The organism is Psychrobacter proteolyticus (assembly GCF_003350005.1).
Lineage (GTDB): Bacteria > Pseudomonadota > Gammaproteobacteria > Pseudomonadales > Moraxellaceae > Psychrobacter > Psychrobacter proteolyticus.
In genome coordinates, this window is sequence record NZ_QLKS01000002.1 from 1 (window position 1) to 26,135 (window position 26,135).

20 protein-coding genes, 2 tRNA genes and 1 pseudogene are annotated in these 26,135 nt (G+C 42.4%); 9 read left to right on the forward strand and 14 right to left on the reverse strand.

Annotation, left to right across the window (positions count from 1 at the left end; genetic code table 11):
• Window positions 1-883: 883 nt before the first annotated feature.
• The gene (locus DXK30_RS04560; RefSeq protein WP_201508086.1) at window positions 884-1,909 is read right to left on the reverse strand and encodes a purine-nucleoside phosphorylase; all 1,026 of its coding nucleotides are present in this window, start codon (window positions 1,907-1,909) and stop codon (window positions 884-886) included.
• A 458-nt stretch (window positions 1,910-2,367) separates the two neighbouring features.
• Here DXK30_RS04560 and DXK30_RS04565 point away from each other — a divergent pair, with 458 nt between their 5' ends.
• The 6 genes from DXK30_RS04565 to DXK30_RS04590 all read left to right on the forward strand — a co-directional run bounded on the left by DXK30_RS04565 (window position 2,368) and on the right by DXK30_RS04590 (window position 6,404).
• Entirely contained in the window at window positions 2,368-3,213 is an 846-nt protein-coding gene (locus DXK30_RS04565; RefSeq protein WP_114700703.1) for a TIGR02391 family protein, read from the forward strand.
• 85 nt (window positions 3,214-3,298) lie between these two features.
• Complete coding sequence (locus tag DXK30_RS04570; protein WP_114700704.1) at window positions 3,299-3,493, forward strand: hypothetical protein; 195 nt, start codon at window positions 3,299-3,301, stop codon at window positions 3,491-3,493.
• Window positions 3,480-4,589, forward strand: coding sequence for an LPO_1073/Vpar_1526 family protein (locus DXK30_RS04575; RefSeq protein ID WP_201508084.1), 1,110 nt, complete (start codon window positions 3,480-3,482; stop codon window positions 4,587-4,589). The genes DXK30_RS04570 and DXK30_RS04575 overlap by 14 nt, the downstream gene beginning before the upstream one ends.
• A gap of 149 nt (window positions 4,590-4,738) precedes the next feature.
• On the forward strand, window positions 4,739-5,152 hold the full coding sequence (locus tag DXK30_RS04580) for an OsmC family protein (RefSeq protein ID WP_057758892.1): 414 nt from the start codon (window positions 4,739-4,741) through the stop codon (window positions 5,150-5,152).
• A 1-nt stretch (window position 5,153) separates the two neighbouring features.
• Complete coding sequence (locus DXK30_RS04585) at window positions 5,154-5,618, forward strand: flavodoxin family protein (RefSeq protein ID WP_114700705.1); 465 nt, start codon at window positions 5,154-5,156, stop codon at window positions 5,616-5,618.
• A gap of 96 nt (window positions 5,619-5,714) precedes the next feature.
• On the forward strand, window positions 5,715-6,404 hold the full coding sequence (locus DXK30_RS04590; protein WP_201508083.1) for a DUF938 domain-containing protein: 690 nt from the start codon (window positions 5,715-5,717) through the stop codon (window positions 6,402-6,404).
• Between the two features lie 129 nt (window positions 6,405-6,533).
• On the opposite strand, the gene DXK30_RS04595 is transcribed toward DXK30_RS04590, so the two are convergent.
• Complete coding sequence (locus tag DXK30_RS04595) at window positions 6,534-7,325, reverse strand: dienelactone hydrolase family protein (protein WP_114700706.1); 792 nt, start codon at window positions 7,323-7,325, stop codon at window positions 6,534-6,536.
• A 557-nt stretch (window positions 7,326-7,882) separates the two neighbouring features.
• Here DXK30_RS04595 and DXK30_RS04600 point away from each other — a divergent pair.
• A complete protein-coding gene (locus DXK30_RS04600) occupies window positions 7,883-9,970 on the forward strand; it encodes a catalase (protein WP_114700707.1) in 2,088 nt (695 codons plus the stop codon).
• A 328-nt stretch (window positions 9,971-10,298) separates the two neighbouring features.
• Window positions 10,299-11,087 carry an MBL fold metallo-hydrolase gene (locus DXK30_RS04605; RefSeq protein WP_114700708.1) on the forward strand — a complete coding sequence of 263 codons (789 nt, stop codon included), beginning with the start codon at window positions 10,299-10,301 and terminating at the stop codon, window positions 11,085-11,087.
• A gap of 87 nt (window positions 11,088-11,174) precedes the next feature.
• Here DXK30_RS04605 and DXK30_RS04610 read toward each other — a convergent pair.
• The 8 genes and pseudogenes from DXK30_RS04610 to leuS all read right to left on the reverse strand — a co-directional run.
• Window positions 11,175-11,250: transfer RNA gene (locus DXK30_RS04610), tRNA-Lys, on the reverse strand.
• A gap of 182 nt (window positions 11,251-11,432) precedes the next feature.
• A tRNA-Lys gene (locus DXK30_RS04615) sits at window positions 11,433-11,508 on the reverse strand.
• 194 nt (window positions 11,509-11,702) lie between these two features.
• Window positions 11,703-13,652: a MacB family efflux pump subunit gene (locus tag DXK30_RS04620; RefSeq protein WP_198327634.1), complete on the reverse strand. Its 1,950-nt coding sequence runs from the start codon at window positions 13,650-13,652 to the stop codon at window positions 11,703-11,705.
• Between the two features lie 269 nt (window positions 13,653-13,921).
• A complete protein-coding gene (locus DXK30_RS04625; protein WP_114700710.1) occupies window positions 13,922-15,247 on the reverse strand; it encodes an efflux RND transporter periplasmic adaptor subunit in 1,326 nt (441 codons plus the stop codon).
• A 298-nt stretch (window positions 15,248-15,545) separates the two neighbouring features.
• A complete protein-coding gene (locus DXK30_RS04630; RefSeq protein WP_114700711.1) occupies window positions 15,546-16,646 on the reverse strand; it encodes a DNA polymerase III subunit delta in 1,101 nt (366 codons plus the stop codon).
• A 153-nt stretch (window positions 16,647-16,799) separates the two neighbouring features.
• Complete coding sequence (locus tag DXK30_RS04635) at window positions 16,800-17,516, reverse strand: LPS-assembly lipoprotein LptE (protein ID WP_114700712.1); 717 nt, start codon at window positions 17,514-17,516, stop codon at window positions 16,800-16,802.
• Window positions 17,517-17,582: 66 nt separating this feature from the next.
• A complete protein-coding gene (locus DXK30_RS12930; RefSeq protein ID WP_390178025.1) occupies window positions 17,583-18,149 on the reverse strand; it encodes a class I tRNA ligase family protein in 567 nt (188 codons plus the stop codon).
• A gap of 8 nt (window positions 18,150-18,157) precedes the next feature.
• Window positions 18,158-20,529 (reverse strand): annotated as a pseudogene (gene leuS, locus DXK30_RS04640) (leucine--tRNA ligase); the annotation flags it as partial.
• Window positions 20,530-20,664: 135 nt separating this feature from the next.
• On the opposite strand from leuS, the gene DXK30_RS04645 reads away from it, so the two are divergent.
• Window positions 20,665-21,036 (forward strand): arsenate reductase, encoded by a 372-nt coding sequence (locus DXK30_RS04645; protein WP_114700714.1) that lies wholly within the window; start codon window positions 20,665-20,667, stop codon window positions 21,034-21,036.
• Window positions 21,037-21,163: 127 nt separating this feature from the next.
• Here DXK30_RS04645 and argB read toward each other — a convergent pair whose 3' ends face one another.
• The 4 genes from argB to mgtE form a co-directional block, all read right to left on the reverse strand.
• Window positions 21,164-22,075, reverse strand: a complete 912-nt coding sequence (gene argB / locus DXK30_RS04650; protein WP_057758912.1) for an acetylglutamate kinase — start codon at window positions 22,073-22,075, stop codon at window positions 21,164-21,166.
• Between the two features lie 77 nt (window positions 22,076-22,152).
• Window positions 22,153-23,955: a phosphohexomutase domain-containing protein gene (locus DXK30_RS04655; RefSeq protein WP_114700715.1), complete on the reverse strand. Its 1,803-nt coding sequence runs from the start codon at window positions 23,953-23,955 to the stop codon at window positions 22,153-22,155.
• A gap of 137 nt (window positions 23,956-24,092) precedes the next feature.
• A complete protein-coding gene (gene dut / locus DXK30_RS04660; protein ID WP_114700716.1) occupies window positions 24,093-24,557 on the reverse strand; it encodes a dUTP diphosphatase in 465 nt (154 codons plus the stop codon).
• A gap of 117 nt (window positions 24,558-24,674) precedes the next feature.
• Window positions 24,675-26,078, reverse strand: coding sequence for a magnesium transporter (gene mgtE, locus DXK30_RS04665; protein WP_114700717.1), 1,404 nt, complete (start codon window positions 26,076-26,078; stop codon window positions 24,675-24,677).
• Window positions 26,079-26,135: the final 57 nt, after the last annotated feature.

Here is a 26,135-nt window from a genome sequence, read left to right on the forward strand (position 1 = left end):
TCGCCCATGTGAGAGTAGGTCATCGTCAGCTCTCTATTCTGAAATATCCCCCGACTAGTTACCTAGCCGGGGGATTTTCTTTGCGTCTGTCTTTTATTCCTAGTGACCTACGCAGCAAATCCTTTAAATAGGATTTGCTCTTGTGCTGCCAAGCAAAGCAATGCTTTGCCTTAACGACGCTCTTCTCGTTCTTCAGCTCTCTATTCTAAATAAAGCCCCCTTCGCTAACGCGAAGAGGGCTTTTCTTTGGCTAACATTAAAAATTATTTTGCCAATACTACAACGTATATCCGAACCTTACTACTGATAGAATCACAGATGTTTTCATTGCGTATGTACTATTTTAAAGTGAAAACCGTGCCCTAAGACAAAAAGAATATCTATCATCAGGCAAGACTATGCCATTGAATCTAACCAAATGTATTAGATTTATACCTAGCCAGTAGAGTTTATAAGCGATAAACAACACCACAATATCCGCTTCTACCCTTTTAGTATGCTAAAGGAGAAAGCCGTGAGGTATTGATATTGGGACAAGAAGTACCTTTTACTACGATTGATACAGTACCTTAATTATTGAGCGGAGTGATGTTGTCATCTTTTGAGTAACTTAGATAGAATGAGAAAACTCGCTAAAGATTGAATAGAGGTCTATATCAAGGATGAATCCTACAGCTTACTTAATCGTATGCTATCTAACAAACATAGGCGGATCGAGGAATTAATTATTTTCTAATGAAACTGTAATGTAAGAGCTATATTGGTAGTAGAGCTTTCAGCCATAGCAGTTCCCAGAATGAGCGTAAACTCATTCTAGAAACTACTTACTGACTGCTAACTATTAACCGTCTGTTGTACTACTTAAAATTTATCTTGGAGTTCTTTATTCTTCTTTGAATTTTGGCACACCTTTTTCCCAGACATCCCAGTTATCAACGATGTGATCGACAGTTTTTGATCCTATTAGTACTATGTTTTCTACTGTTTCTGCAAAACCACCAGCTGTTTCTCCTGGTGCTGGATCTAGATGTTGAAGCGTGGTCTCATTTGGATTACCTTGGTCAAAATTCACTGCACCACGTAAGCTCATTATGCGTTCAATACCTACCGTTCTGTTAAGTACTTGTGCTATTGCAGCGGCTTCCATTTCAGTGATAATGTAATCATCTGCATTATATAGTTCAGCTATATATTGAGCTTGCTTTGACAACCCTGGTCCATGAAAAAAAGTATCTCCTGTCATATGAGTGCCTACGGTTATAGCTGGGCTACGTCGTGCTGCTGCATCAGGATATTTCATTCGATATGCGCTGGCTTCTTTTGAATCTTTTAAAGCAACTGACTGGCTGAGATGTAGATTCCATTTTAGCAGTTCAGAGTTAAGTTGATAGCGGCGAATATCTTCATAGCCTTTGCGAGGTGTAAACGTAGGTGCACCTTTTTCACCTTCTTCGGCTTTCCAGCGGTGACCTAAGTCATAATCTACGAGCCAAGACGCCCAGCTTACATCACCTATTGTACCTTTACTCGGTGGTGTTCCGGCGACACCGCTTAAAACGAAGTAGCTTTTGCTAAAGTCAAATTTAGGAGAAAGTGTGATTGCCTGCATGGATGCTGAAGACCCTACTTTACCCATCCCTAATACCGAACCACAGACACCTTCTGAGTTACAATAAACTGGGCTATGGGCACCTTTTACTTTTATAGGCTTACTATCTGTAAAATATTGATTATACCAATGCTGAAATTCGCCTGCTTTATCTCCACTATTTTCACCAATTTCAAACATCGCTGCGATAAATACCTTTACTTGGATTTTATCTTGATGAGTTTCAGCTTGTGCATTACTGCAGAACATAAGTATCATGGTAAAAATAGATAAATGAAAAATTTTTTTTTTTATAAACATATGGAACGCCTATTTAAAATATTTGTGTCTGGATTTATAATTTAATTGGCAATAACTAAAAAATTTGCTAAAACTAAATAAATGCTTATATATATTCAACATAGAATAGCATAATCTGTAGATAGGCTGGAACGTTCGGGCAGTGTAGAGGGTAGGTCAAAAGGTTTTGGTTGGAATAGATTTTCCTTTTTTACTGATTTTATTTAACTATTTACACTGTGCAGTTATATTTTTCGATAAAAGATTTCTGCTAGTGACTATTGGACTTGATATTCACCATTATGTGGCACTTAATAGCGACTCATACTATTTATGCTTTTCGTTGTCTTAGGGTTTGCTTGTACTGCTCTTAGAGTATTGGATCTATATTTCAGCGAGGTTTAGCTAATAGCTTATTTAAGACGATTTGATAATAAGGAATGTTTCTACTATAGATTAGATTAATTTAAGGAAAACAAGTGAAAGCTAAATTTGCAGGTATTCAATATTTAGGCGACAGCGGTATTACCCAAACATGTAAAGAGGCGGTTATACAGCTCATACATGGTGGTGAAAAAATACAAGACGTGAAAATACTAACCTTTGAAGAGGCTTATTCACATACTCATGCGCTACTGCTAACCCTCAAGTATAATATTCAGATAGTCATTAAAGGTGGTTTTGCTTCTGGCTACGAGGGAGAGGCCCCAAAAGGATATGCATTTGTCTTGAACTTATTACGCAACTATACCGATAGTATTAATGAGTACATCATTTCAAAATCGATTTTTGAACGTATATCCAATTCAATTTTAACTGTGAAAGATTTGGAATATATCAACAGTATCAATCCAGTGCGCCCTGCTAGGTGGTATGAGTCTGTTTATCTTTATAAGAAGCGTGAGCACAATATTTTTAGTGAATTTCCGCTCATTATTCCTATGGCATTGCTTGACCCACGCCTGATCGAACTGGCATTGGATTTTGATAAGAGTCCAGACAATGCAATCATGGGTGCATACCGAAAGCTGGAATCTATTGTCAAAGAGCGTACAGGCTTGAACAACGAAAGTGGCGTTAAGCTATTTGCAAAAGCATTCCAAGGTGATGATTCAGTTTTGTATTGGGAAAACTTAGATTCAGGTGAATCTAAAGGTAAAGCATCGCTGTTTACGAGTGTCTATATGGCTTATCGCAACAATCGAGCACATCAAGAACCTCGTTATAATGTAAGTGATGATATTCGAGAGTTTATGTTAATCAATCAGCTATTCATCTTAGAAAGTGAGGCAGTCCTTAATAAGATTAAAAGAATGAAGTCGTAATATACTGTATTTGAGTAGAGTTTTTATCATTTAATAGCGCTATTATCTAGTAAGATACTATTTTGAATTGTTAGGAATTCTACCTATGGATTGGATTATTGAAAATAAAGATTGGCTTTTTAGTGGCGTGGCCATCGTAGCTATAGGAGCAATAATACGGTGGTTTAAAGGTAATAATTCTACTCCGACAAATAAGCAGGTTCAGAAAGGTGGCGATAGCTCAACTAATATACAAGTTGGTGGAAGTTTAAATATAAGGAACAAAAATGATGATGAGTAGACAAACTCAAGAAGGAGGCGATAGTTCTACTAATTATCAAGCTCAAAATATAACGGTCATTTCTGGCATAGATGAAAAACGTGCCCGTGAAGTATATCAAGAAATGAGTTTGAAACTGAAAGAAGAGTTTGCACAAGAGGCCTTAAAGGTTGCAAATTCAAGGGTAAGTGAGTTTGAAAGTATTTTATTACCAAAAATGGAAAAGATGGATGGTGCTTTTGAGGCATTTGCTGATCCTAGCTTTCAAATCCTACTTTCAGAAGCTCAAAAAACAGCTGCATCTACAGAAAGACCTGCTGACTACGATCTTCTTTCAGAACTATTGGTTCATAGGTTTGCGAAAGGTGAAAATCGTATTGTAAGAGCAGGAGTCAATCGTGCTGTTGAAATCGTAGATGAAATTTCTGACGATGCTTTACTTGGTCTAACCGCTTTCCATGCTGTAAATCACTTCTTTCCAGCATCAGGAGAGATATATAAAGGATTAGATACGTTAGATAAATTATTTGGAAATATTTTTTACGGAAAATTGCCTACAGGTAGAGATTGGCTAGATCATTTAGATATATTAGATGCAGTGCGTTTAAATTCGTTTGGTGGCTTAATAAAGTTAGATGAGTATTATTCTAAAGAGCTATATGGCTACGTGGATGTAGGCATAAGAAAAAATTCTGAAGATTTTTCTAAAGCAATAGATATTATAAAAGATAATAAGTTGCCTAAAAACATTTTAGTTGATCACGCTCTAAACTCTGAATTTGTAAGGGTGCCTATTCCAAATAGACAGCAAATTGAATCTTTTACCTTTACGCAGCAGTTTTTTCATCAAGGAGTTTTTATTCCTAATTCTGTAGCCTTAACAGAAGGACAGAAAGAAGCTATCAATAGGATATATGATCTTTATTTACAAGATCCAAATATTAAGAGTGAAAATATTCGTATATTTATGGAAAAATGGGATGAAAGAGCCAATTTGAATATTCTCAAGAAATGGTGGAATAACTTAGACTTAGGTATACAGGTGACTTCTGTAGGAAGAGTACTAGCTCAATCTAATGCGCAGAGATGTGATAAAGACCTTCCCTCACTTGACTAGTATAATATATAGGTTTTATATATGAGAATATGTGAACTTAAATTCCCATATTATTGACTGATAATACTAAAATTTTAATTCTCTATGAATTAGCTACTCAAGAGTTTTTAAAGACCAGTAGTTTAACGACACACATAAAAGAGAATCCTATGACAACATCAAAAGTAACTTACCAAGGCAATTTACGCACCCAAGCCATCCATCTACAGTCGAATAATCAAATCATTACCGATGCGCCGACAGACAATCATGGCAAGGGTGAGGCGTTTTCTCCGACTGATTTGCTAGCCACTAGTTTGGGTAGTTGTATCTTAACAATTATTGGTATCAAAGCCGAAGCGATGGATATCGATATCTCAGGTACGACCGCAGAAGTTACCAAAGTTATGGCTGCCAAACCAAGGCGGGTAAGTGAAATACATGTCGTGGTTAATTTTTCAAAAGCATTGGATGAGAGTACCTTAAAGAGATTTTATAAAACCGCATTGACCTGCCCAGTAGGCAATAGCTTGGATCCTGCTATCACTCAAAACTTAGTGTTTAACAATGGCACAGAAGCCTAATATGTCCACTAAGACTCTACTCATCGTTGCTCATGCGCCATCGCCTAATACTAAGAAATTGGCGCAGGCAGCTTATGACGGTGCGAATCATCCTGATATAGATATCACTGTCATTTTGAAATCACCGCAGGATACGCAGCCTGAAGATGTATTGGCTGCTGATGCGTTATTGCTAGGTACGACCGAAAATCTAGCGTATATGGCAGGGCTGACCAAGGACTTTTTTGATCGTTGCTATTATCCCGTGCTAGAAGAGAAGCAGGGCATGCCATTTGCGGTATATATACGCGCAGGGCATGATGGTACAGGTACCAAGCTTGCGCTCAAAACGATTACGACAGGGCTACGTTGGTCATGGATTCAAGAGGCGCTGATACTACAAGGCGACTGGCAAGACAGTTTTGCTGAGCAAGTAGAAGAGCTTGCTATGACGCTTGCTGCTGGGGTAGAGGCAGGTATTTACTAGTAGTCAGTTGTTTGGTAGTCAGGCAGTATTAGACAGTGCTTGTTAATCTACTGCTATCAATACTGAGAGCATAATAGACGGTCTGGGAGGATTGTGATGCATGACGATAATATGGATAGTGATAATCCAAATAATAAAGTAGATATTTCTGCATTGCCGTTTTCTCAAGCGTGTGAGAATAATAAGCAGCCTATTCTAAAAGTACTTCAAACAGAGTTGCAAGGCTTTAATCATGTGCTAGAGATTGGTTCTGGGACAGGTCAGCATAGTGTTTACTTTGCGCCTAATCTGCCTGAGATACAGTGGCAAACGAGCGATGTCACTGGTAATCACCGCCATATCATTGCTTGGTACAATGCTTATCCTGCACCCAATCTATATTCGCCATTAGCGTTTGATTTGGCGCATGACTCAGTACCTGTTAGTAGGCATTTAGATAATAGTCATTTAAATAGCAGTCATGTAGACAAACCTTACGATGTGATATTTACGGCCAATACTTTGCATATTATTAGCTGGGCTTTGGTAGAGCGATTATTTGCATTGGCTGGTGAGGCACTACCTGTTGACGGTAAGCTGATTATATATGGCCCATTTAATGAGCACGGTAAATATACTAGTGAAGGGAATCAGCGATTTGATGCGATGTTGAGAGCAGGTAATCCTGACAGCGGCATTCGCGATAAAGAAGATGTCGTTAGTTTAGCAAACGCTCATTATCTACAACTTTCTAAAACGTATGCGATGCCTGCCAATAATCAGCTATTGGTATTTCATAAACGCTAATTTTTTAAAGCGTTGGCAAAAATTACATAAATAAAAAGACACCTCAATGGATCGTTATCGGATCTTAATTGAGGTGTCTTTTTGTTTGGGCTTGTTTATATTATTACTGATTCGACTTGTGCTGTTAGGTTATTTATATTCTTCTGCTAAAAAATCTAAGTAGCGTTTCCAAGATCGTTCATCAGCGCGGGCGTCATATCTATCGCTGCCAAATACGCTAAAGGCATGTGGCGCACCGCTGTAGGTAACCATCTCATGCGGGATTTTGGCTGCTTCTAACGTCTTGCCCAAAGTCGCAAAGCTCTCTAGCGAGACAGATTGGTCAGCAGAACCGTGGAATACTAGGATTTCTCCCGTAGTTTTGTCATAGCTTTGACCGGTTGGAATATCAAAAGCACCGTGGAAGGGTACAAAGGCTTTTTGCTCAAAGCCTGAACGTGCTAGCTCTAACGCGACCGTACCGCCAAAACAATATCCCATAGTCGTGCCTTTACGCACATCATTACCTTGTAGTTGTCCTGCCGTTAATGCCCCTGCCAATATGCGGCGCATCTTATTACGATCATCATATAGCTCGCCAGTTAGGCGTTTATTTTCTTCGATAGAAGTAGGGCGAATGCCTTGTCCAAACATATCGGCCGCCAATACGTTGTAGCCTTCAGCCGCTAACATGTCAGCACGTTTGCGCTCATAGTCAGTTAGACCATCCCAATCATGAATCAGTAAGATAAAAGGTGCGTTTGGCTTATCTGCCTTGGCGTAATAGCCTTCATACGCTTTATCATCGACCGTATACGTTACGTTTTTGGTCGTGATAGCAGCAGCTGTTTGACTGAACGTTAATGCCATTAGACCCATTGACGCGCCTACTAGCAATGAGTGATAAGGTTTTTTAGTCGAGGAGCTTAGAGTTGGTAACATGGTAGGTAGCCTTATAGTTATATAAAATAGTCGCATCATCAAATCCCTACAAATCCGCTACATTATCATCCTCGCTAACCATACTAATGTATAGCTTGTGCTCGGTTCTCTTGTAACGAAATCATTTGAATCCAACGATATAAAAAAGATAAATATAAGGCTAAAAACCTGCCAATTTATTTATCAATAGTCTCTAGTACTGCATAAAAGCATACCTTAAAGAATAACTACATTACAAGATTCTATTGTTAACGTTTATGCGCCTTTAAGACCATCTAAAGTAGTTGCTCTATGGCGTCTATAAACGTTAACTAAATATCAACAAGGTTTACTATATACGCAACTATATTTGACTTATTTTTTGGGTAGTATAACTCCTAAGCCTATTATTCCTTTACGAATTTTAGTGCGGTATTAATTTAACGCTCGGCAATGCTGAAAACACAGACAAACAAATGACAGATGAAGTCACCACTATCTCAAAGGATATCAAACCTGTGTAGGCACTCTTTTAGTGATTTAAAAGAGCACTCTCAATCTATTAGCTAGGATTTTTTATGAATAATAATATCGATCATACTGACCCCGCCAAAGACATGAATACTGAACGTGGCAATGGTGGTGAAACCCATCAGCGTGCAGGCGACGACACTAAAGTATTAACCACGCAGCAGGGTGTGGCCATCGCTGATAACCAAAACTCGCTAAAAGCAGGCTCACGTGGGCCGACGCTATTAGAGGATTTTGTATTACGTGAAAAAATCAATCATTTTGACCATGAGCGTATCCCTGAGCGTATCGTCCATGCTCGTGGTAGCGCAGCACACGGTTATTTTGAGCTGACAGAGTCATTAGAAGAATATACGACTGCCAAAGTATTGACCGAAACGGGTAAGCAAACGCCATTGTTCACGCGTTTCTCAACGGTAGCAGGTAACAAAGGTTCAAAAGATACGCCACGTGATGTGCGCGGTTTTGCTGTGAAAATGTATACAGAAGAAGGTAACTGGGATATCGTTGGTAACAACATGCCAATATTCTTTATCCAAGATGCGATGAAGTTTCCAGATTTGATTCATGCGGTAAAACCAGAACCAGATCGCGGTTTCCCGCAAGCAGCGTCTGCTCATGATACGTTTTGGGATTTTGTGTCATTAAGTCCTGAAACCATGCATAATCTAATTTGGCTGATGAGTGATCGTGCTTTGCCACGCAGCTTGCGCATGATGGAAGGCTTTGGTATTCACAGCTATCGCTTAATCAATAAAGATGGCAAGAGCACTTTTGTCCGTTTTCATTGGAAGCCAGTGTTGGGCGTACAGTCAACCACGTGGGATGAAGCAGTAAAAATCTCAGGTGCTGACCCTGATTATCATCGTCGTGATTTATTTGAGTCAATTAACAACGGTGATTATCCTGAGTGGGAGTTTGGCGTGCAGTTATTTACTGAAGAAGAAGCCAACGAATTCCCATTTGACCATCTTGATGCGACCAAGCTGATTCCAGAAGAGTTGGTGCCAGTGAAAGTCGTCGGTAAAATGGTGCTGAATCGTTATCCAGATAATTTCTTTGCAGAGACTGAGCAGGTAGCATTCTGCCCATCGCATCTGCCACCGGGTGTTGACTTTAGTAACGACCCATTATTACAAGGTCGTCTGTTCAGTTATTTGGACACTCAGCTATCACGTCTAGGCTCGCCAAACTTTGCCCAGATTCCTATCAATGCGCCAAAATGTCCGTTTGCTAACAATCAGCAAGATGGTCATATGCAGATGCAAGTGCCTAAGACGCGTGTACTCTATGAGCCACAAAGCCTAGATCCAACTCGTCCTCGTGAAAGCGCTAAACGTGGTTTTAACTCATTCCATGAGCAACTAGATGATGGCGTAAAAGGCCGCGTACGTGACGAGAGCTTTGCAGATCATTATAGCCAGCCACGTATGTTCTACCGTAGTCAGACAGCAACTGAGCAAGCACATATCGCAACTGCTTATGCGTTTGAGCTAGGTAAAGTAGATACAGCCCATGTGCGTACGCGTATGCTTAGCCATTTGATTCATATCGATGAAGACTTGGCCAATCGCGTAGCAACGGCATTGGGTATGGAGCTACCAGAGCCAGCTGACGCGGCTGCACCTGTCCAAGACTTGGGAACCTCTAAAGCGGTACAAACTATTGGCCTAACGCCTGATAGCCTAAAAGGTCGTATGATCGGTATCTTGGTTGCAGAAGGCTCTAATAGCAGTGAAGTCAAAAAATTCGAAGATGCTGCCAAAGCGCAGGGTGCTAGTGTCAAGATTGTAGCGCCTAATAAAGAAGTCGTATTGGATGATGGTACACGCATACAAGCTGATGAGCGCCTCGCTGGTGGTCCGTCAGTGATGTTTGATGCCGTCGTTAGTATCATCATGCCTGACCAAGCTAAAAAGCTGGCAAAAGACAGCTCAGCATTAGATTGGTTCAACGACGCGTACAACCATTGCAAAGCTATTGCATATTGCGGTGCGACTGATGAATTTATCTTAAGTAAACTCCCAGTTGAAAAAGATGAATTTGTGACACCATTGGCCGAGCTAGATGCCTTTATTAATAATGCTAAGTCTCGTCTATGGGAACGTGAGCCAAAGGTTCGTGATCTTGCATAGTTGATAAGTAGGTAATTTACGAATTATCTAAGATAACAAATAAGATATTAAGTGTTTCCTTAAACCCAGCCTAAGTGCTGGGTTTTTGCTTTTTGCTAATAAGGTGAGAATTATCATAAATAGAACCATACATACGGTTATGAGTAGTAAGTTGTCCATAGTTAATTGTTAGCCGCATCGTCTCTATATATCGGATTACTCTTGTATATAGTCACAAGCGTTCACTCAAAGTCATTTTATTTATATTGACGGGCGCTATACTAAAGATTGGCTATAAAACTGAACAAAAGCCTCACAATAATAACGACGAATGAGGTAAGGAACACCAATGAGTCTATGTGAAATTGTACGTTTAGAAGGATATATCCAGAGTAGCTATCTGGCAGTATATCCAGATAAAATAATGCTGCTAGATGGTTGCTGCCGTGCTGATGTACCGATGGTGCTTGACTATATTAAGACAACGTTAAAACGACCCGTCACCGACCTAAAAGTAGTGGTGGTCACGCATATGCATCCGGATCATGCAGGCGGTGCGAATAAGTTTCGAGAAAAGACTGGCTGTCTGATTGTCTCAGCAGATAGAAAAAAGCAGTGGTATAGCGGTATTGGTGGGCGCACGATGCACTTCGTAGATATACATCTAGGATATTATGTGGCCAGACGTCAAGGCCGCCCACTTAAAAACCTATATTACTCGGCAAGTCTGAAACCAGATATCACCGTCAAAGATGGCGAGCTTGTGCCACACTTTGATGAATGGCAAGTACTAGAGACACCAGGTCATACGGATCGCGATTTGTCTTTGTTTCACCTGCCCAGTCGCGAAGTATATACCGCTGATTTAATCATTAAGTTGCGGCACAAGTTCGTAGCGCCGTTTCCTGTCTATTACCCTAAAGAATATGTTCAATCGTTAAAAAAAATAAGAGCGTTGCAACCGTCAATGGTGATGATGGCACATGGACGAGAGCTAGCGATGAGTGAGGCAGAGTTTGATGAGTTTATCGCTCATGCACCCAAGCATCCACGTACCATCAAAGATACGATCAGACATAAACTACTATGGCGCAAGAGAGATAGCTTTCGACTGTTTAAACGCAAGCATAATAAATAGAGGTATATAAAAGCTAAAAAACAACATTTAAAAAGCCCAGACGAAAAAAAGCCCAATTACTAAGATAGTAACTGGGCTTTCTAAATATGGTGGGCTGTCCGCGACTCGAACGCGGGACCAATTGATTAAAAGTCAACTGCTCTACCAACTGAGCTAACAGCCCTGAGCGAGGATTAAATAAAGAATTACTTCATCATATCCAAACTAGGTTTGCATTTTACTGCAAGAGAAAATTCTAACTAGAGAACTTTCTAAAATTAAACATCTTAACGATGTCTTTTAAACTTACCTTTATCAGTCTACTACCGGATAGGGCAGAACGATTAATAAAGATCAAACTAAATATGGTGGGCTGTCCGCGACTCGAACGCGGGACCAATTGATTAAAAGTCAACTGCTCTACCAACTGAGCTAACAGCCCTAACGTTTAAAGTGTTTGTATCCCTAAACGTGAGAGCACATTATATATATTATTATGACAATTACAACCCCACATGATAAAAAAAGTGCAATTCTCTTATAAAATTGCCAATTTATTCCAGTTTATTTAAATTTTCATCATTATATCGATATTGACTGCTCTATTTTCGGCCAAAGCGAGTCAATAATCGATTATTAGTCTCGAGAAAGTGCTTCAACAGGATCTAATTTGGCGGCATTACGCGCTGGCAAGAATCCAAATACTACACCAATTAACGTCGAACAAACAAAAGCGGCAATAATAGAGGTTGATGAGTAGATAACTTTGAAATTATCACCACCCACGCTATTAATCAGCTCACCAATGGCAAAGGCCAGTCCAATACCGATTAGTCCCCCTAAGATACAGACCAAAACGGCCTCAATAAGGAACTGCTGCATGATATCGCTCTGACGTGCGCCTACTGCCATACGTACGCCAATCTCGTTGGTACGTTCGGTGACAGAGACTAGCATAATGTTCATCACCCCAATACCGCCGACGATCAATGAAATAACCGCGACTGATGAGATCAGCAGGGTCATCGTTCCTGTCGTCGACTCGATCGTTTGACGAATAGAGTCTGAATTGCGCAGCTCAAAGTCATCTTTGCCATGGCGACTCTCTATCAAGTCAGAGATGGCTGTTTCTGCGGCGCTAGAAGAGATACTGTCATCTAATAACGCTACAAAGCGATCGATATTGGTACTACCAGTGACACGCGACATCACCGTCGTATAAGGCATATATATAGTAGGCGTCGTCACACTGGGGCCAAAGCCACCATCGCTCTCTTCGAGGACGCCAATCACGCGTCCAGGCACACTACCAACCAATATTACCTCACCAACAGGGTTATCAATATCTGAGAAAAAGGTCTGCTTAGCATTGTCATCGATGATAATATCTTGACTACGTAATGTGACGCTTTTTGCATCAAACCCTTGACCCAATGCCAATGTCTCACCAGTGACGGTTAGATAGTCTTCACCAACGCCGTTGACGGTAGCGTCCTCTTGTATACTACGATAGCGCACGCTAGAGTTGGCATTCACTTGAGGGCTGACGCTGATAATATAGGGCTGATTGCCGACCGCTTCGGCGTCTTCTGGCGTCAAGTTGTCATCATTATAGCGGCGTCTAGGGTCGCCTCTAGGGTAGCCATCATTGACGGTAATGGTATTAGTACCTAACGAGCTGATATTGGCAAGGATTTGCTGCTGAGAGCCTTGTCCAAGACCTACGATAGATACAACCGCAGCGATACCGATGATAATACCGAGCATAGTCAGTAGGGTACGCATCTTATGCGCACGCATGGCAAGCAAAGACATTTTAAAGGCTTCAAGCAATCGATCTATAAAGCTACCAAAGGCACTTTTTCGATGTTCACCAAGGATAGACTCTGGTTTTTTGTCTGTATGCTTATAATGCTCAGTTTGATAGTCAGCGATGACATAGCCATCTTTTAGCTCAATCACACGCTCCGCTTGTGCCGCTAGCTTTGGATCATGAGTGACCATGATAATAGTATGGCCTTGTGCACTGAGGTCATGCAAAATCGCCATGACGTCCTCACCAGATTTACTGTCTAGGGCACCCGTTGGCTCATCTGCCAAAATCACGTCACCACCATTCATCAGTGCACGAGCAACAGAAACACGCTGCTGCTGTCCACCTGAGAGCTGATTGGGACGGTTATTGACCTTATTACCAAGGCCCAAATCCGTTAAAAGCTTCTCAGCACGATTGGTGCGTGCCTCGGTATCCATGCCCGCATATACGGCAGGGACGGCCACGTTGTCTTTGGCACTGATATCCCCAAGCAAATGATAGCGCTGAAAAATAAACCCAAAGTGCTCACGGCGCAGCTCAGCCAACTGATCGGCATCAAGCTTACGAGCGGATTGACCATAAATCTTATAATCGCCAGCAGTGGCTTGATCCAAGCAGCCTAAGATATTCATCAAGGTGGACTTACCAGAGCCTGATTGTCCAATGATAGCAACCATCTCGCCTTGATTGATAGTTAGATTGATATCATGCAAGACGCGAATGGTTTGCTCACCAGCAGGGAACTCTCTGATAATACCAGACAGCTCCATAATAGGCTTGCCTGGTACAGGGTGATTAACGGTATTGGTTTTTGCCAAGTTATCTGAGTTATCTGAGCTGTTTGAAGGGTTAGCAGAAGTGTGTGACCCTAAGTTTTGAGCCGTGCTACTTTCAGAGCTATCTTCAGTCGACGGTTTAGGAGATTGAGATATAGTCATAGCAGTGTCTTTAATAAAGGCTAATAAGCGTTATAGTGTTGTTATGAAAGGGCCGCTATGTTTAACGAGCCCTTTTTTATTCAACATAGTCAAAGAGCAAGTTACATTCGAGGTCCACCAGGGATACGGCCGCTACCAGATTTCTTACCGCTTTCTTCACTGATGATTACTTCTTCTCCTTCTTTCAAACCACTTAAGATTTGCGCATTTACTCGGTTATCGATACCGACTTCTACAGTACGCTCTTCTACGGTTCCGTCCTCTTTTAGTACACGTACAAACTTGCCGGTAGCTGCTTTGCCTTTTTCTTTACCTTCAGAGCGTTTTTCTTGTATCACTGTTGACGGTACTAATAGCGCATTTTTGGCTTCATTGACGATGATATAGATCTGCGCGGTCATATCAATTCGGAACAAGCGGTCAGGGTTCGGCACTTCTACGTAGCCGACGTAATAGATAGCAGCGTCCGTTGAGCTGGTACTACTGATTTGCTCTGGGGCAGGCTCGATAGCAGTCAACGTCGCATCATACTGCTGGTCTGGATTACCGATGATGTTGAAATAAGCAGGCATGCCAGCACTGACATTGATAACGTCAGCTTCGGAGATTTGCGCGTTGATACGTACGGTCGATAAATCTGCTAGCGTTACTAGTGTAGGCGCTGTTTGATTAGCGTTAACCGTAGTGCCTTGCTCCGTCGTAATAGAAACGACAGTACCTGATATCGGGGCGCGAATCGTGGTATAGCTCAAATCTTCTTCAGCAGTACTGACGTTGGTTCGTGATTTGCGTAACGCCGCTTGCTGACTGTTGATATTGGCTTCGGTAGTCGCAATCGCCGCCTTTGCTGTATCGATAGCCGCACGCGCATTGGCAACGGCTGCTTTTGCTGTCTCGACACTGGTCGCTTGCGTGTCATATTCCTGCTGCGAGATAGCGTCGATAGCGACTAAGTCTTGCAAACGCGCAAAATCAGACTGGGCTTGTTTGAGTTCAGACTGACGGCTGGCAAGATCGGCATAGGCACTTTTTAGACTGGCTTGTTTACTTAACGATTCTGCTTGTGCACTTTGTAGTGCGGCTTCGCTTTGTTCAAGACTGGCTTGTTCATTGCTCAGGCTGTTCTTCTGAGTCACTTGATCAATCTGCGCAATCAAATCGCCTTGGTTCACTTCGTCACCGACTTCAACGTACAGGCGTTTTACTTCACCAGATACCTGTGCCCCTACATCGACGGTATTTAAAGCTTTTACTTTACCGGACGCCATGACATTGTTTTCAATATCACCGACTTCAACGGTTGCGGTTAGGTAGTTAGGTGTGGTTTCTTCTGGTTTTAAAAAAGTATAGGCCAAAGCCCCTAATGCTACGATAATTAAGGTGATGACACCCCATTTGATAGCAGACTTTTTGCTTATTTTGCGCATGACAACAATCCAATCACAATTAAATCAAGTGTAGATATAGTAGAGACTTCACCTACAAAAGGGAATGGAAATTAGTTTACGAAAGGTTAAGGTAGCCAAGAATAGAGATAGGTACAGAAAAGAAATGCGTACTAAAAATCAATAAAACGGAGATTATAGGAGGACAAGATAGGGTATTAGAATCTGGATTTATAGCGTTTAAATGTATAAACCAGTAAGAAAAACGTATAAATCAGTAAGATAAGAGATGGATAACTCGTGGCTAAGCGCAACAATAAAAGGTGGTGACAGGCTAGTCTTAGCGCATAGCAAATAAACGCTTACCTGCAAGCTCTAGTGCTGCTTGTAATAATAGCTCCCATGCTGGCTGACGAATAAGTCCTTTGATAGCTTGGTCACAGCGGTAAAGCAGGGCAGGCCATTCGCTCGTTTGTTGCTTTGACTGACGGCGGCAGGCTTGTTGGTACAACCCTTGCTTACTACGCCAAATGCCTAATGCTTGAGGGTCTTGACCGTCCATAAGCTGGATAATTTGACGCATGTCTTTGCTAATAGCCCATAACACTAAAGTAGTGGGCTCATCGGTCGACTTTAGCTGAAAAATGATTTTGGCAACCTGCGTACTATTACCCGCGAGCATCGCATCAGACAAATCAAACACGCTAAACTGCGCGTCGCTGACCAACGCTGCTTGTAGGTCTGCAATATCCAATGCCACATTATTCACAGGTTGTGAAAAGCTATTAGATTGTTCGGTACTGTTGTCATTAGCACTATCTTTATTAGTACTGTTATTAGCAACTAGCTGCGGTGCAAACAGATAAGACAATCGCCATAGGGTTTGATAAGCACTTAGCAAATGATGCTCAGTGTGTGACATGAGTAGCTGCCAAGCCTCTTGAGACAGTCGTAAGCCAAACTTCTGAGCTTGTATTTGTAGTAGCTGTTGGCGCTGCTGCTCATTGTATAAATTGCAATCAATGACATTGCCATACTGCGCAAAAGGAGCAAACCATTTGCTGCTCTGGCTGCGTTTGTCTTGCTTAGGTGTAAGCCACAATACACTATGACCATGTGTGCCAGCTTGTGCCTCGACCGCAAAACGTTCCAGCTCGGCGATAACTGCTTTGTCAGGTTTATGATTGCCCGTCACGATTAAGGCGCTGGCATCATCAAATAAAGACTGACTGCCAAGCTCTGACAGTACTTCTTGCCAGCTCTTGACGGAAATTAGCTCTATACGTTTGATTGCATAGTTCTGTGCGCGCCAGTGTGGACGCAGCGCATCTATCAACCATTGACTCAGCAGTGGCTCGTCACCGTGCGCCAGCCACAAGCCGGCTACCGCAACGGAAGGCTGCAGTAGTTTTGGGTAGGCTTTTATGAAAGTGTCTTGCATAGCGTGGTATTACACAGGTTGATGAGCAGGTAATGCCAATTCCAAAAATATGCTTAACAGTATTAAGCTAGCCGAGTTTACTAGTACTTACACTCGCTTAGTTTGCTACTCATATTTCTAGAAATGGTATCGTTTGATAATCAGAACGACTAACTATTCCGGTTGTGGTACGACGACAACGGTTGGTGTCACACCTTTATTCATTTGCACAGACTGCTTGGCAGCAGGTGCGACTTTTGGAAGCGAGATAGCAACATACTGGTCAGTGATACGGCGAGCTAAAGTATCATAGAGCCAATCGCGAGTCTGATCGCCTTGCTGATCGTCAGTACTAACAGACGCTTCGTTATACTGGTAGCTTCGCTCGACTTGAATGGGGTTGCTTAGTGTTACAGGCTTACCATTTTCCATCGTTTGATAGCTGACATCTGCTGATAGTACCAAGCGAATCTCTGTTAATACGCCAACCAATTCGTAACGCTTAAAACGTACATTACGGATGTCGATAGCGGCAATAGACTCAGCCCCTGCTTGTTGATTATTACGAGCAACTTCTTCCGAGCTCATATTATCAATAACGTCGACACCTAATGTCTTTAGGCGACGCGTCAATGGTAGTTTCAGCGGGAACGAGGTGCGATTGTCTTCGATGATGACCGCTGTTTTTTCGACGTCAAGCAGCATCGCTGAGTCGTAGCCCCGCAGCTGGAAGCCGCAGCCGCTAAGAGCCGCCGCTGCACCTACCACCGCAAACATTGGCAGCGTGGCAAGTAAGACTGCTCCGAGCTTTTGGCCATGGGACTTTTTGTTAGCTAGGCTGTATGCGCTTGATTCTGGTTGCGCCTGCTCAGCTCGATGCTTGTATGACATAAACGCTATCCTCATATGATAAGAAGGCTTAGAGCACTAAGCCTAAAATACTTAGCTCAAGATATCTCAGCCTACAACCACGATGTTAACCAATTTGTTAGGAACGACGATTTCTTTTTTGATCTCGCCAGTGATGAATTTTGCCACACTTTCCATAGTACGAGCTTGCTCTTTTAGCTGCTCAGGATCGCTGTTTGGTGCGACATCCATCTTACCACGCATCTTACCATTGACCTGTACCACCATGGTGATCATGTCCTGTACCAGCGCACTTTCATCCACGGTTGGGTAGTCTAAGGTTAAGGTGTCAAGACCCAACTGCTCAAGCAGATGCTCGCCAACGTGCGGCGCATATACAGATAGCATAATCAGCAGGTTGGTCAACGCTTCGTGTTTGACGTGTAGCTCTTGCTCGCTACTGGCGTTAAAAGAAGTCAGCTCATTAGCAAGTTCCATCAGGCTTGATACTGGCGTGTTCAATGCCAGACGATCACCCAAGTCACTGTCAATCTTAGCAATTGTTTCGTGCGTTTTACGGCGTAAATTTTTGGCTTCTTTGCTTAGACCGTCTGTGTTCAAGGTAGCACTGTTAAGCGTATCAATGCTGATATTAGCGGCCGTTAGCGCTTGCATATGGTCGGTTGCAATGCGCCATACTTTTTTCACAAAGTTATAAGGGCCTTTTAGAGCGTCATCTGACCATTCAAGCGTTTGATCCGCAGGCGCAGTAAATAGTGTGTACAAACGAACCGTATCAGCACCATATTTATCAATGGTTAGCTGTGGATCTACGCCATTGTTCTTTGATTTTGACATTTTTTCGATCTTACCAATCGTCACTGGCTGTCCATCTGACTTCAAGATAGCTTTGATTGGTTGACCACGTTCGTTGAAGTCAATATCGATATCTTCTGCAAAGTAGTAGGTCGTACTGCCATCCGCATTGACGCGGTAGAACGTACCAGCAAGCACCATGCCTTGGGTCATTAGATTGGCAAATGGCTCATCACCTGTGACTAAATTTTCGTCGCGCATAAGCTTATGGAAGAAACGCGCATACAATAGATGCATCACCGCATGCTCGACACCGCCGACGTATTGATCAACAGGCAACCATTTATTGGCAGCAGACTTGTTGACCATGTTTTGCGCATCATTTGGGCTAGCAAAACGTGCATAGTACCAGCTTGACTCTACAAAGGTATCAAAGGTATCGGTCTCACGCTCAGCAGGATTACCACACTTAGGACAAGTGGTATTGACAAACTCTGGGATGTTCTTGAGTGGGTTACCGCGACCATCAGGTACGACGTCGGTTGGCAATACAACTGGTAGGTCTTGCTCTTCAACAGGTACTGTACCACAATGCTCACAGTTGATCATTGGGATAGGGCAACCCCAATAACGCTGGCGAGAGACACCCCAATCACGTAGGCGATACTGGATCTTTTTCTTAGCCAGCTCTTTTGGCTCAAGCTTGGCTAGCATTGCTTCAAACGCTTGCTCAAAGTCTAGACCGTTAAACTCACCTGAATTTATTAACAAGTTATCTGGTGAATTGTTAAATTGACTGTGAGACTTAAAACGTATTGTATCTAGTGCCTCAAACAGAGGCATATGAAATTTGTTATCAGTATCGTCAATTATTTTTAGTAGGTTTGAGTTGTTTACATGCTTTAAAATACTATCTACAAAGCTACTAGGTGAATAATTTTCATCGTAATTTATATCAAAATCATAATTGATTTCTTTACTTATAAGCTCAATCTTTTCAATAGAATTTTTAACATTTAGATCGATAACTACTCTTTTTATAGGTAAATTGTACTTCACCGCAAATTCATAGTCACGCTCATCATGAGCAGGTACTGCCATAACTGCGCCTGAGCCGTAGCTCATCAATACGTAGTTAGCAACCCACACTGGCACTTCTTCACCAGTCAAAGGATGCGTCACAGTGAGGCCTGTATCCATACCGATTTTTTCAGCTTTGGCCAGATCCGCTTCAGCTACTGAGCCTTTTTTGCAAAGGGCACAGAATTGATCGATTGCGTCATCTTGCTCAGAGGCATACTGTGCAAGTGGATGCTCTGCGGCTACAGCGACATAAGTCACACCCATCAACGTATCAGGACGAGTGGTGAACACATCTAAGGTGTTTTCTTCACCAGCAAGCTCATAAGGGAAGTGCACTTCCATACCAGCACTACGACCAATCCAGTTACGCTGCATGGTTAGTACTTCAGATGGCCAATGACCTTCTAGCTGATCCAAATCATCCAGTAGCTCATCGGCATAATCAGTGATGTTGAAGTAATACATTGGGATGTCGCGTTTTTCGACCGCAGCACCACTACGCCAGCCTTTGCCATCGATGACTTGCTCGTTTGCTAAGACGGTGTTGTCAACAGGATCCCAGTTGACCGTCGACAGCTTTTTGTAGACTAGGCCTTTTTTGTACAATTGCAAGAATAACCACTGCTCCCACTGATAATACTCAGGGCTACAAGTGGCAAATTCACGTGACCAGTCAATAGACAGGCCTAGCAATTTAAGCTGCGCACGCATGCTGTCAATATTGGCAAATGTCCATGCCGCAGGTGGGGTTTGGTTGGCAATTGCTGCGTTTTCCGCTGGCAGGCCAAAACCATCCCAACCCATTGGCTGCATGACTTCATAGCCTTTGAGGCGATAATAACGGCTTAATACGTCAGAAATCGTATAGTTACGTACGTGGCCCATATGCAGCTTGCCACTTGGATAAGGGAACATCGACAGCATGTAACGACTTGGCTTGTCGCTTGGCTCGTTACTTACTTCAAAGCGCTTGTCAGTGGCCCATTTGGTCTGCTGCGCGGCTTCTATCGCTTGTGGGTTATAATAATTGTTTTCTGTTTGGTCTGCTGTCACGGCGTTGCTCATAGTCGGCTCGAAATTGGTTGATACTGATTTGTTTAATACGGATTTGTTTAATACTGATCAAAATAGGTGGAATTTGACAATGCCATAGCATAGCGTAATTTGACGAAAATTGCGACGATATGATGCAGTTGCTTACTAGGTTTGACGATTAAAAGTAATGCATTCTCTATATCCAGTCAGCCTTAGGTATAATAGACAAATTAATGAATATTTATGAGGATTTATCATGACCATCACCATTTACGGTATCAAATCTTGTAGCACGATGAAAAAAGCTTTTACTAAGCTAGACGATCTAGATGTCAGCTACGATTTTCACGATTATAAGAAACAAGGTATAGAGAAAGAAACAGTACAGCGCTGGGTAAATGAACTAGGTATCGAAAAAATGCTTAATAAGCGTGGTACGACATGGCGCAAGCTAGACGACAGTCAAAAGCAAGCGGCTGACGCTAATGTAGACAACGCGATAGATTTACTCGTGGAAAATACCAGCATGATTAAACGTCCGATTGTAGAAGGTCAGTTGGCAGATAGAGATCAAGCCGTATTACTATGCGGATTCGATGAATCTGAGTTTAATAAAGTTTTTTCGTAAAATTGAGCTATAAAAACTAAGCTAGGCTGATTATTAAAGATAAAAATGCATAAAAAAGCCCGAGCGTTTATATCAACTCGGGCTTTTCTACATTTAGCTTTCTTACATTTAACATTGCTAGATTTTGCTAGCTCAATGATGAATCTATTTCTCGACTAATGAGCGTACCAACCCCTTCGTTAGTGAAAATCTCAAGTAAGGTCGCATGAGGGACACGGCCATCAACGATTACCGCGCTTTTGACGCCGCTACGTACCGCATCAAGCGCACATTGAATTTTAGGAATCATGCCGCCTGAGATAGTACCATCTTCGATTAAGCTATCGACTTTCTTTGGCGTGAGTCCAGTCACCACTTCGCCGTCACGTCCCAATACGCCTTTGATGTTGGTTAATAGCATCAGCTTTTCTGCTTGTAAAAACTCCGCTACTTTACCTGCGACCAAATCCGCATTGATATTATAGGTATTGCCTTCAGCGTCAACGCCAAGTGGCGCGATAACGGGGATAAAATCAGAGGCAATCAGCATGTTAATTACGTCTTTATTGACGCTTACTACATCACCGACGAAACCTAAATCAACTGGTACAGCGATACCATCTGCGCCAATTTTTTCCATCATCAGTTTTTTCGCTTGAATCAAGTTTGCATCTTTACCTGTAAGACCAATCGCGCGACCGCCATGTTTATTAATCAAGCTAACAATCGATTTATTGACGCTACCGCCCAAAACCATCTCTACGATATCCATGGTGCTTTTGTCAGTGACTCGCATGCCATCGATACGGTCTGATTGACGTCCGAGCTCTTTTAGGAGGTTGTCAACTTGCGGGCCGCCACCATGTACGACTACTGGATGCATACCGACGGTTTTTAGCAAAACGATATCGCGAGCAAATGAGCTCTCAAGCTCAGGGTCGGTCATGGCGTTGCCGCCGTATTTTACGACGATGAGTTTATCAACAAAACGCTGGATATAGGGCAGAGCAGTGGTCAATACTTCAGCGGTGTTTTTGGCATCATCTAAATTAAGCGTCATTACAAACTCCTAAGGGCCGGTTTTAAATTGGTTGTTTTTCTACTATGTCTAATGAGACAGTGATATATGTTATGTGGCTACTCCGCAGGAATAGCAAGAATCTGTTCTGCTAGATCTGCGTTAAATGGTCGGCATAAAGCGGCAAATGTCGCCTGAATATCTTTTAGGTCATCTATGCTATTGCCCGCAAAGCGGGCGGTCAGGCTATTGCTGGTATTTGACTGGCGCAGTACCCCAAAACCATGCGCAAAATCCAAGCGCACACCATCGATACAGCTCAGCTTGGTTCCTACAGGTAATAATTCATGCGTCTGTTTTAATGTTATTTGCGCCTTCGCAGTAGCGCAAGTACACACTGACGACTTGCATGTTGTGGCAGGCAGACAAGTATCTTTTAATTGCTGACTAGATGAAGAATCAGTATGAGTAGACATATCTACTAGATACTGCAAGTAATGACAAAATCTCGTTAGTTGCTCTACAAGTGAGCAGTCGTTAGTAGCCGTTTGCGGCATTGGCAAGTAATGGTCAGCAGTACTGACTATAGTGGGCAAGCTTTGGATGATATCTGCTAGTGGTTTTTTATCATTAATATCATTATGAGTTTGGTCAATCCAATGCAGCAACCGTAATGCGGCATACATCCCATCATCATAAGGGATAAAGCGGCTGTCATTAAAGATGAAATGCCCTGATAATTCACCAGCGAAGACAATCTGATTGTCAGGATGCTGTACCTGCTGGCGCATAAAGCTGCTGCCAGTCTTGCTAACCACAGGTGTAGTACCAAGCTCAGATAATAGTCTTGGTAAATGATGGGCACACTTAATATCAAAAAGAACTTCAGACGCTAATAAAGAGTCGCTAAGAGAGTTAGGATGTTCAGTAATAGCAATACGTGCCAATAAATAGAGCAAATGATCGGGCGTAACTATCTTGCCGTTGTTATCAACGATCATTAAACGATCGCCATCGCCATCAAACGCCAAGCCTATATCTGCTGCATTCGAAACAACGACTCGTTGCAATTCGTTTAAGCGATTTGGTTCGGTGGGGTCTGGATTACCAAGGGGGAAATTGCCATTGGGTGTGTCATTGAGAAAAATAACGTGCTGGCAAAAATGTTTAAACAAGCGCTGAGCAATACTCCCAGTTGCGCCATGCATACAGTCAATAACTATGACTAAATCAAGTTTATAAGCGCTTTTCTGATTGGCTTTAGTTGCCGAGTGATTGTGCTGAAATAATTGTTCAAATACCTGCTCAATAGCATCAATATAAACGTTTGCTACTTGACGAGTAGGTAATTGCTCAAGCAAATCAATTGGTAATTTTGAGTCGTGGCTACTCTGAATATTTTTAAAGCCTTCTGAAAACCAGATAGAATTGTTAGCCTGGCTATCGGGATAAGCGTGATGACCATGATGGGCGGTTAGTTGATGATAGAGCGTCTGTATCTCTGAGCTACTAGGGGACTTATTATTTACTAACCATTTGATGCCTAATATGTCTTTAGCAGAATGGCTTGCTGTTACGACTATGCCATGTCCTTGATATTGCATTGCCCAAAATGCCATCATCGGCGTGGTGATTAGGCCTAACTGGATTACGCGTAAACCCTGCTGAGCTAATACAGTAGAGAGTGTATGTGCAATGGCTTCACTACCAATGCGCATATCATAACCAATAACGACAACATTCTGCTTAGTCTCAACAGAAGCATCAGTACTGATGTTTTTAGTCGGTTGGCTATCTTGGGCATTGTAGAGAGTGGCAAAAGCACGGCCTAATGCTTGTATAAAACTGCTAGTAAAATACTGGTTGGCACCGCGAATATCATAAGCACGGAATAAGGATTGCTGCGCCGCAAAAGGTGGCATTGCTTACTCTCCTTATAACCGTGATAGATGTTCAATGATAAATAAAAATGAATAGCGCAAGGTTTTATATATAGCTTAAGCAAAACCTTAAACGCTATCTAAAAAGTTGTCAGAAAAATTGACCAACAAAATAGCTACTATTGGCGACCTGAGTGTCCAAACCCGCCTGCACCGCGTACGCTTTCATCACTGAACTCTGCAACTACTTCAAACTCAGGACGGGCAACAGGTACCACGATGTACTGTGCCATACGCTCAGCTGGATTAAGAACAAAGTCATCCCCACTGCGGTTCCAAATACTAACCATCAGCTCGCCTTGATAGTCGGCATCGATTAGCCCAACCAAGTTACCCAAGACGATACCGTGCTTATGACCAAGACCTGAACGCGGTAAAATCATACCTGCATAATTAGGATCTTGAATATAAACCGCAAGGCCAGTGCCAATTAAATGGGTTTCACCTGCTTTAATCGTTAATGGCTCATCGATGCAAGCACGCAAATCAATACCTGCACTGCCATCAGTGGCACGAGTTGGTAGAGAAAATGCTTCGTCTTCAGTAATTTTAGAGTTTACCACTTTAACTTGTACAGCTTGCATAACACACTCACTTAACGATTTGATGGTTTTTAAATTATGATTTTAAACTAGGGCCTTGAACTATGGTCTAAATAAATCTTATTCGAAATTTTTATATTTCAGCAATTCAGCATTTAACTAAAGTATCAACACGCTGGCCAATCCTAAAAAGGACATAAAGCCGACAATATCCGTGACGGTCGTTAGGATAACCGAAGCAGAGAGAGCAGGGTCGATATTCATTCGTTTCAGCATCAACGGTATGCTGATACCAGAGACGTTAGCCGCAGTCATGTTGATCGCAATGGCAAAACCAATGACGGCACTGATTTTAATATCATGAAACCATAACTGAGCAATAAACGCCATAATTATCGCCCAGATGATACCGTTTATCGCACCCACCCACAGCTCTTTATTCAACAGCCAGACACGGTTAGAACCACCGATTTGACCCATCGCCATCCCGCGGATAACGACCGTCAGCGTTTGCGAGCCAGCAATACCGCCCATACTGGCGACCACTGGCATCAATATCGCTAGCGCCACGACTTGTGCCAATACTTCTTCAAACTGTCCAATTACTGCTGCGGCCAATAGGGCAGTACATAAATTGATACCTAGCCAAACGCTACGGCTTTTAGCACTGGTTAGGATGGGAGCAAACAACTCTTCATCTTGGCTAACACCAGCGAGGTTTTTCATGGTGCTGTCGACATCATCTTGGATGATTTCCATGATGTCTTCACCGTTTAGTTGACCAACCAGCTCGCCATGGCTATTGATGACAGGCGCAAAACGAATATCCTCTGAACGAAAAATCGCGGCAGCATCTTGAATATCCAAGCGATCATTAATTGTAATGGCAGTATCAATCAGTTCCGAGACTAAGGTGTTTTGTTTATGCTTAATTAAGTCTACTAGACTCAGTAGTCCCAGTAATTGCTGGCTTTGATCGACAACGAGCAGCTCTTGGCTCTCGTCATCAAGTAAGTCGTCGTTTTCTCGCAGCCAATCCTGCACATCTGCCAAATAGATATCATCTCTTATTTGGATAATATCAGGATCCATATAGCTACCAACTTCCCAGTCGGCATAGGTATCGAGTTTATTAACTTGGACTCGAGTCTCTTCGTCCAGCGTTGCCATAACTGAGGTACGTATGCTCTCAGTGACGGTATCCAAAATCTCGGAAATGTCTTGAGCATCAAGATCTTGGGTAAACATGGAGATTTCTTGAGAAGAAATATTCTCCATCAATGGCTGGCGCGTATCGACATCTAGCTCGGCAAGCACCTCACCCTTGATATGTTCTGGCACCTGCGCCCAAATCAACAGACGGTTTTGAGTTGGGAAGGACTCTAGTAGGTTGGCAATCTCATATTCGGACTGCTTTTCCAAAAACTCTGTAATGGCCTCGTATGCTTTATCAGCAACCAAACCCTGAAGATACAGAAGCTTATATTCGGCACTATATTCAGCCGAATTATAGTCTCCTGACAGCATGGCTGTTCGTTCCTGATTTGGCGTCGGGGTAGGCATAAGTGTTCCAAGTTTTTACAGTCAAGTGTTTACAGTATATAAAGAACAATAACGATT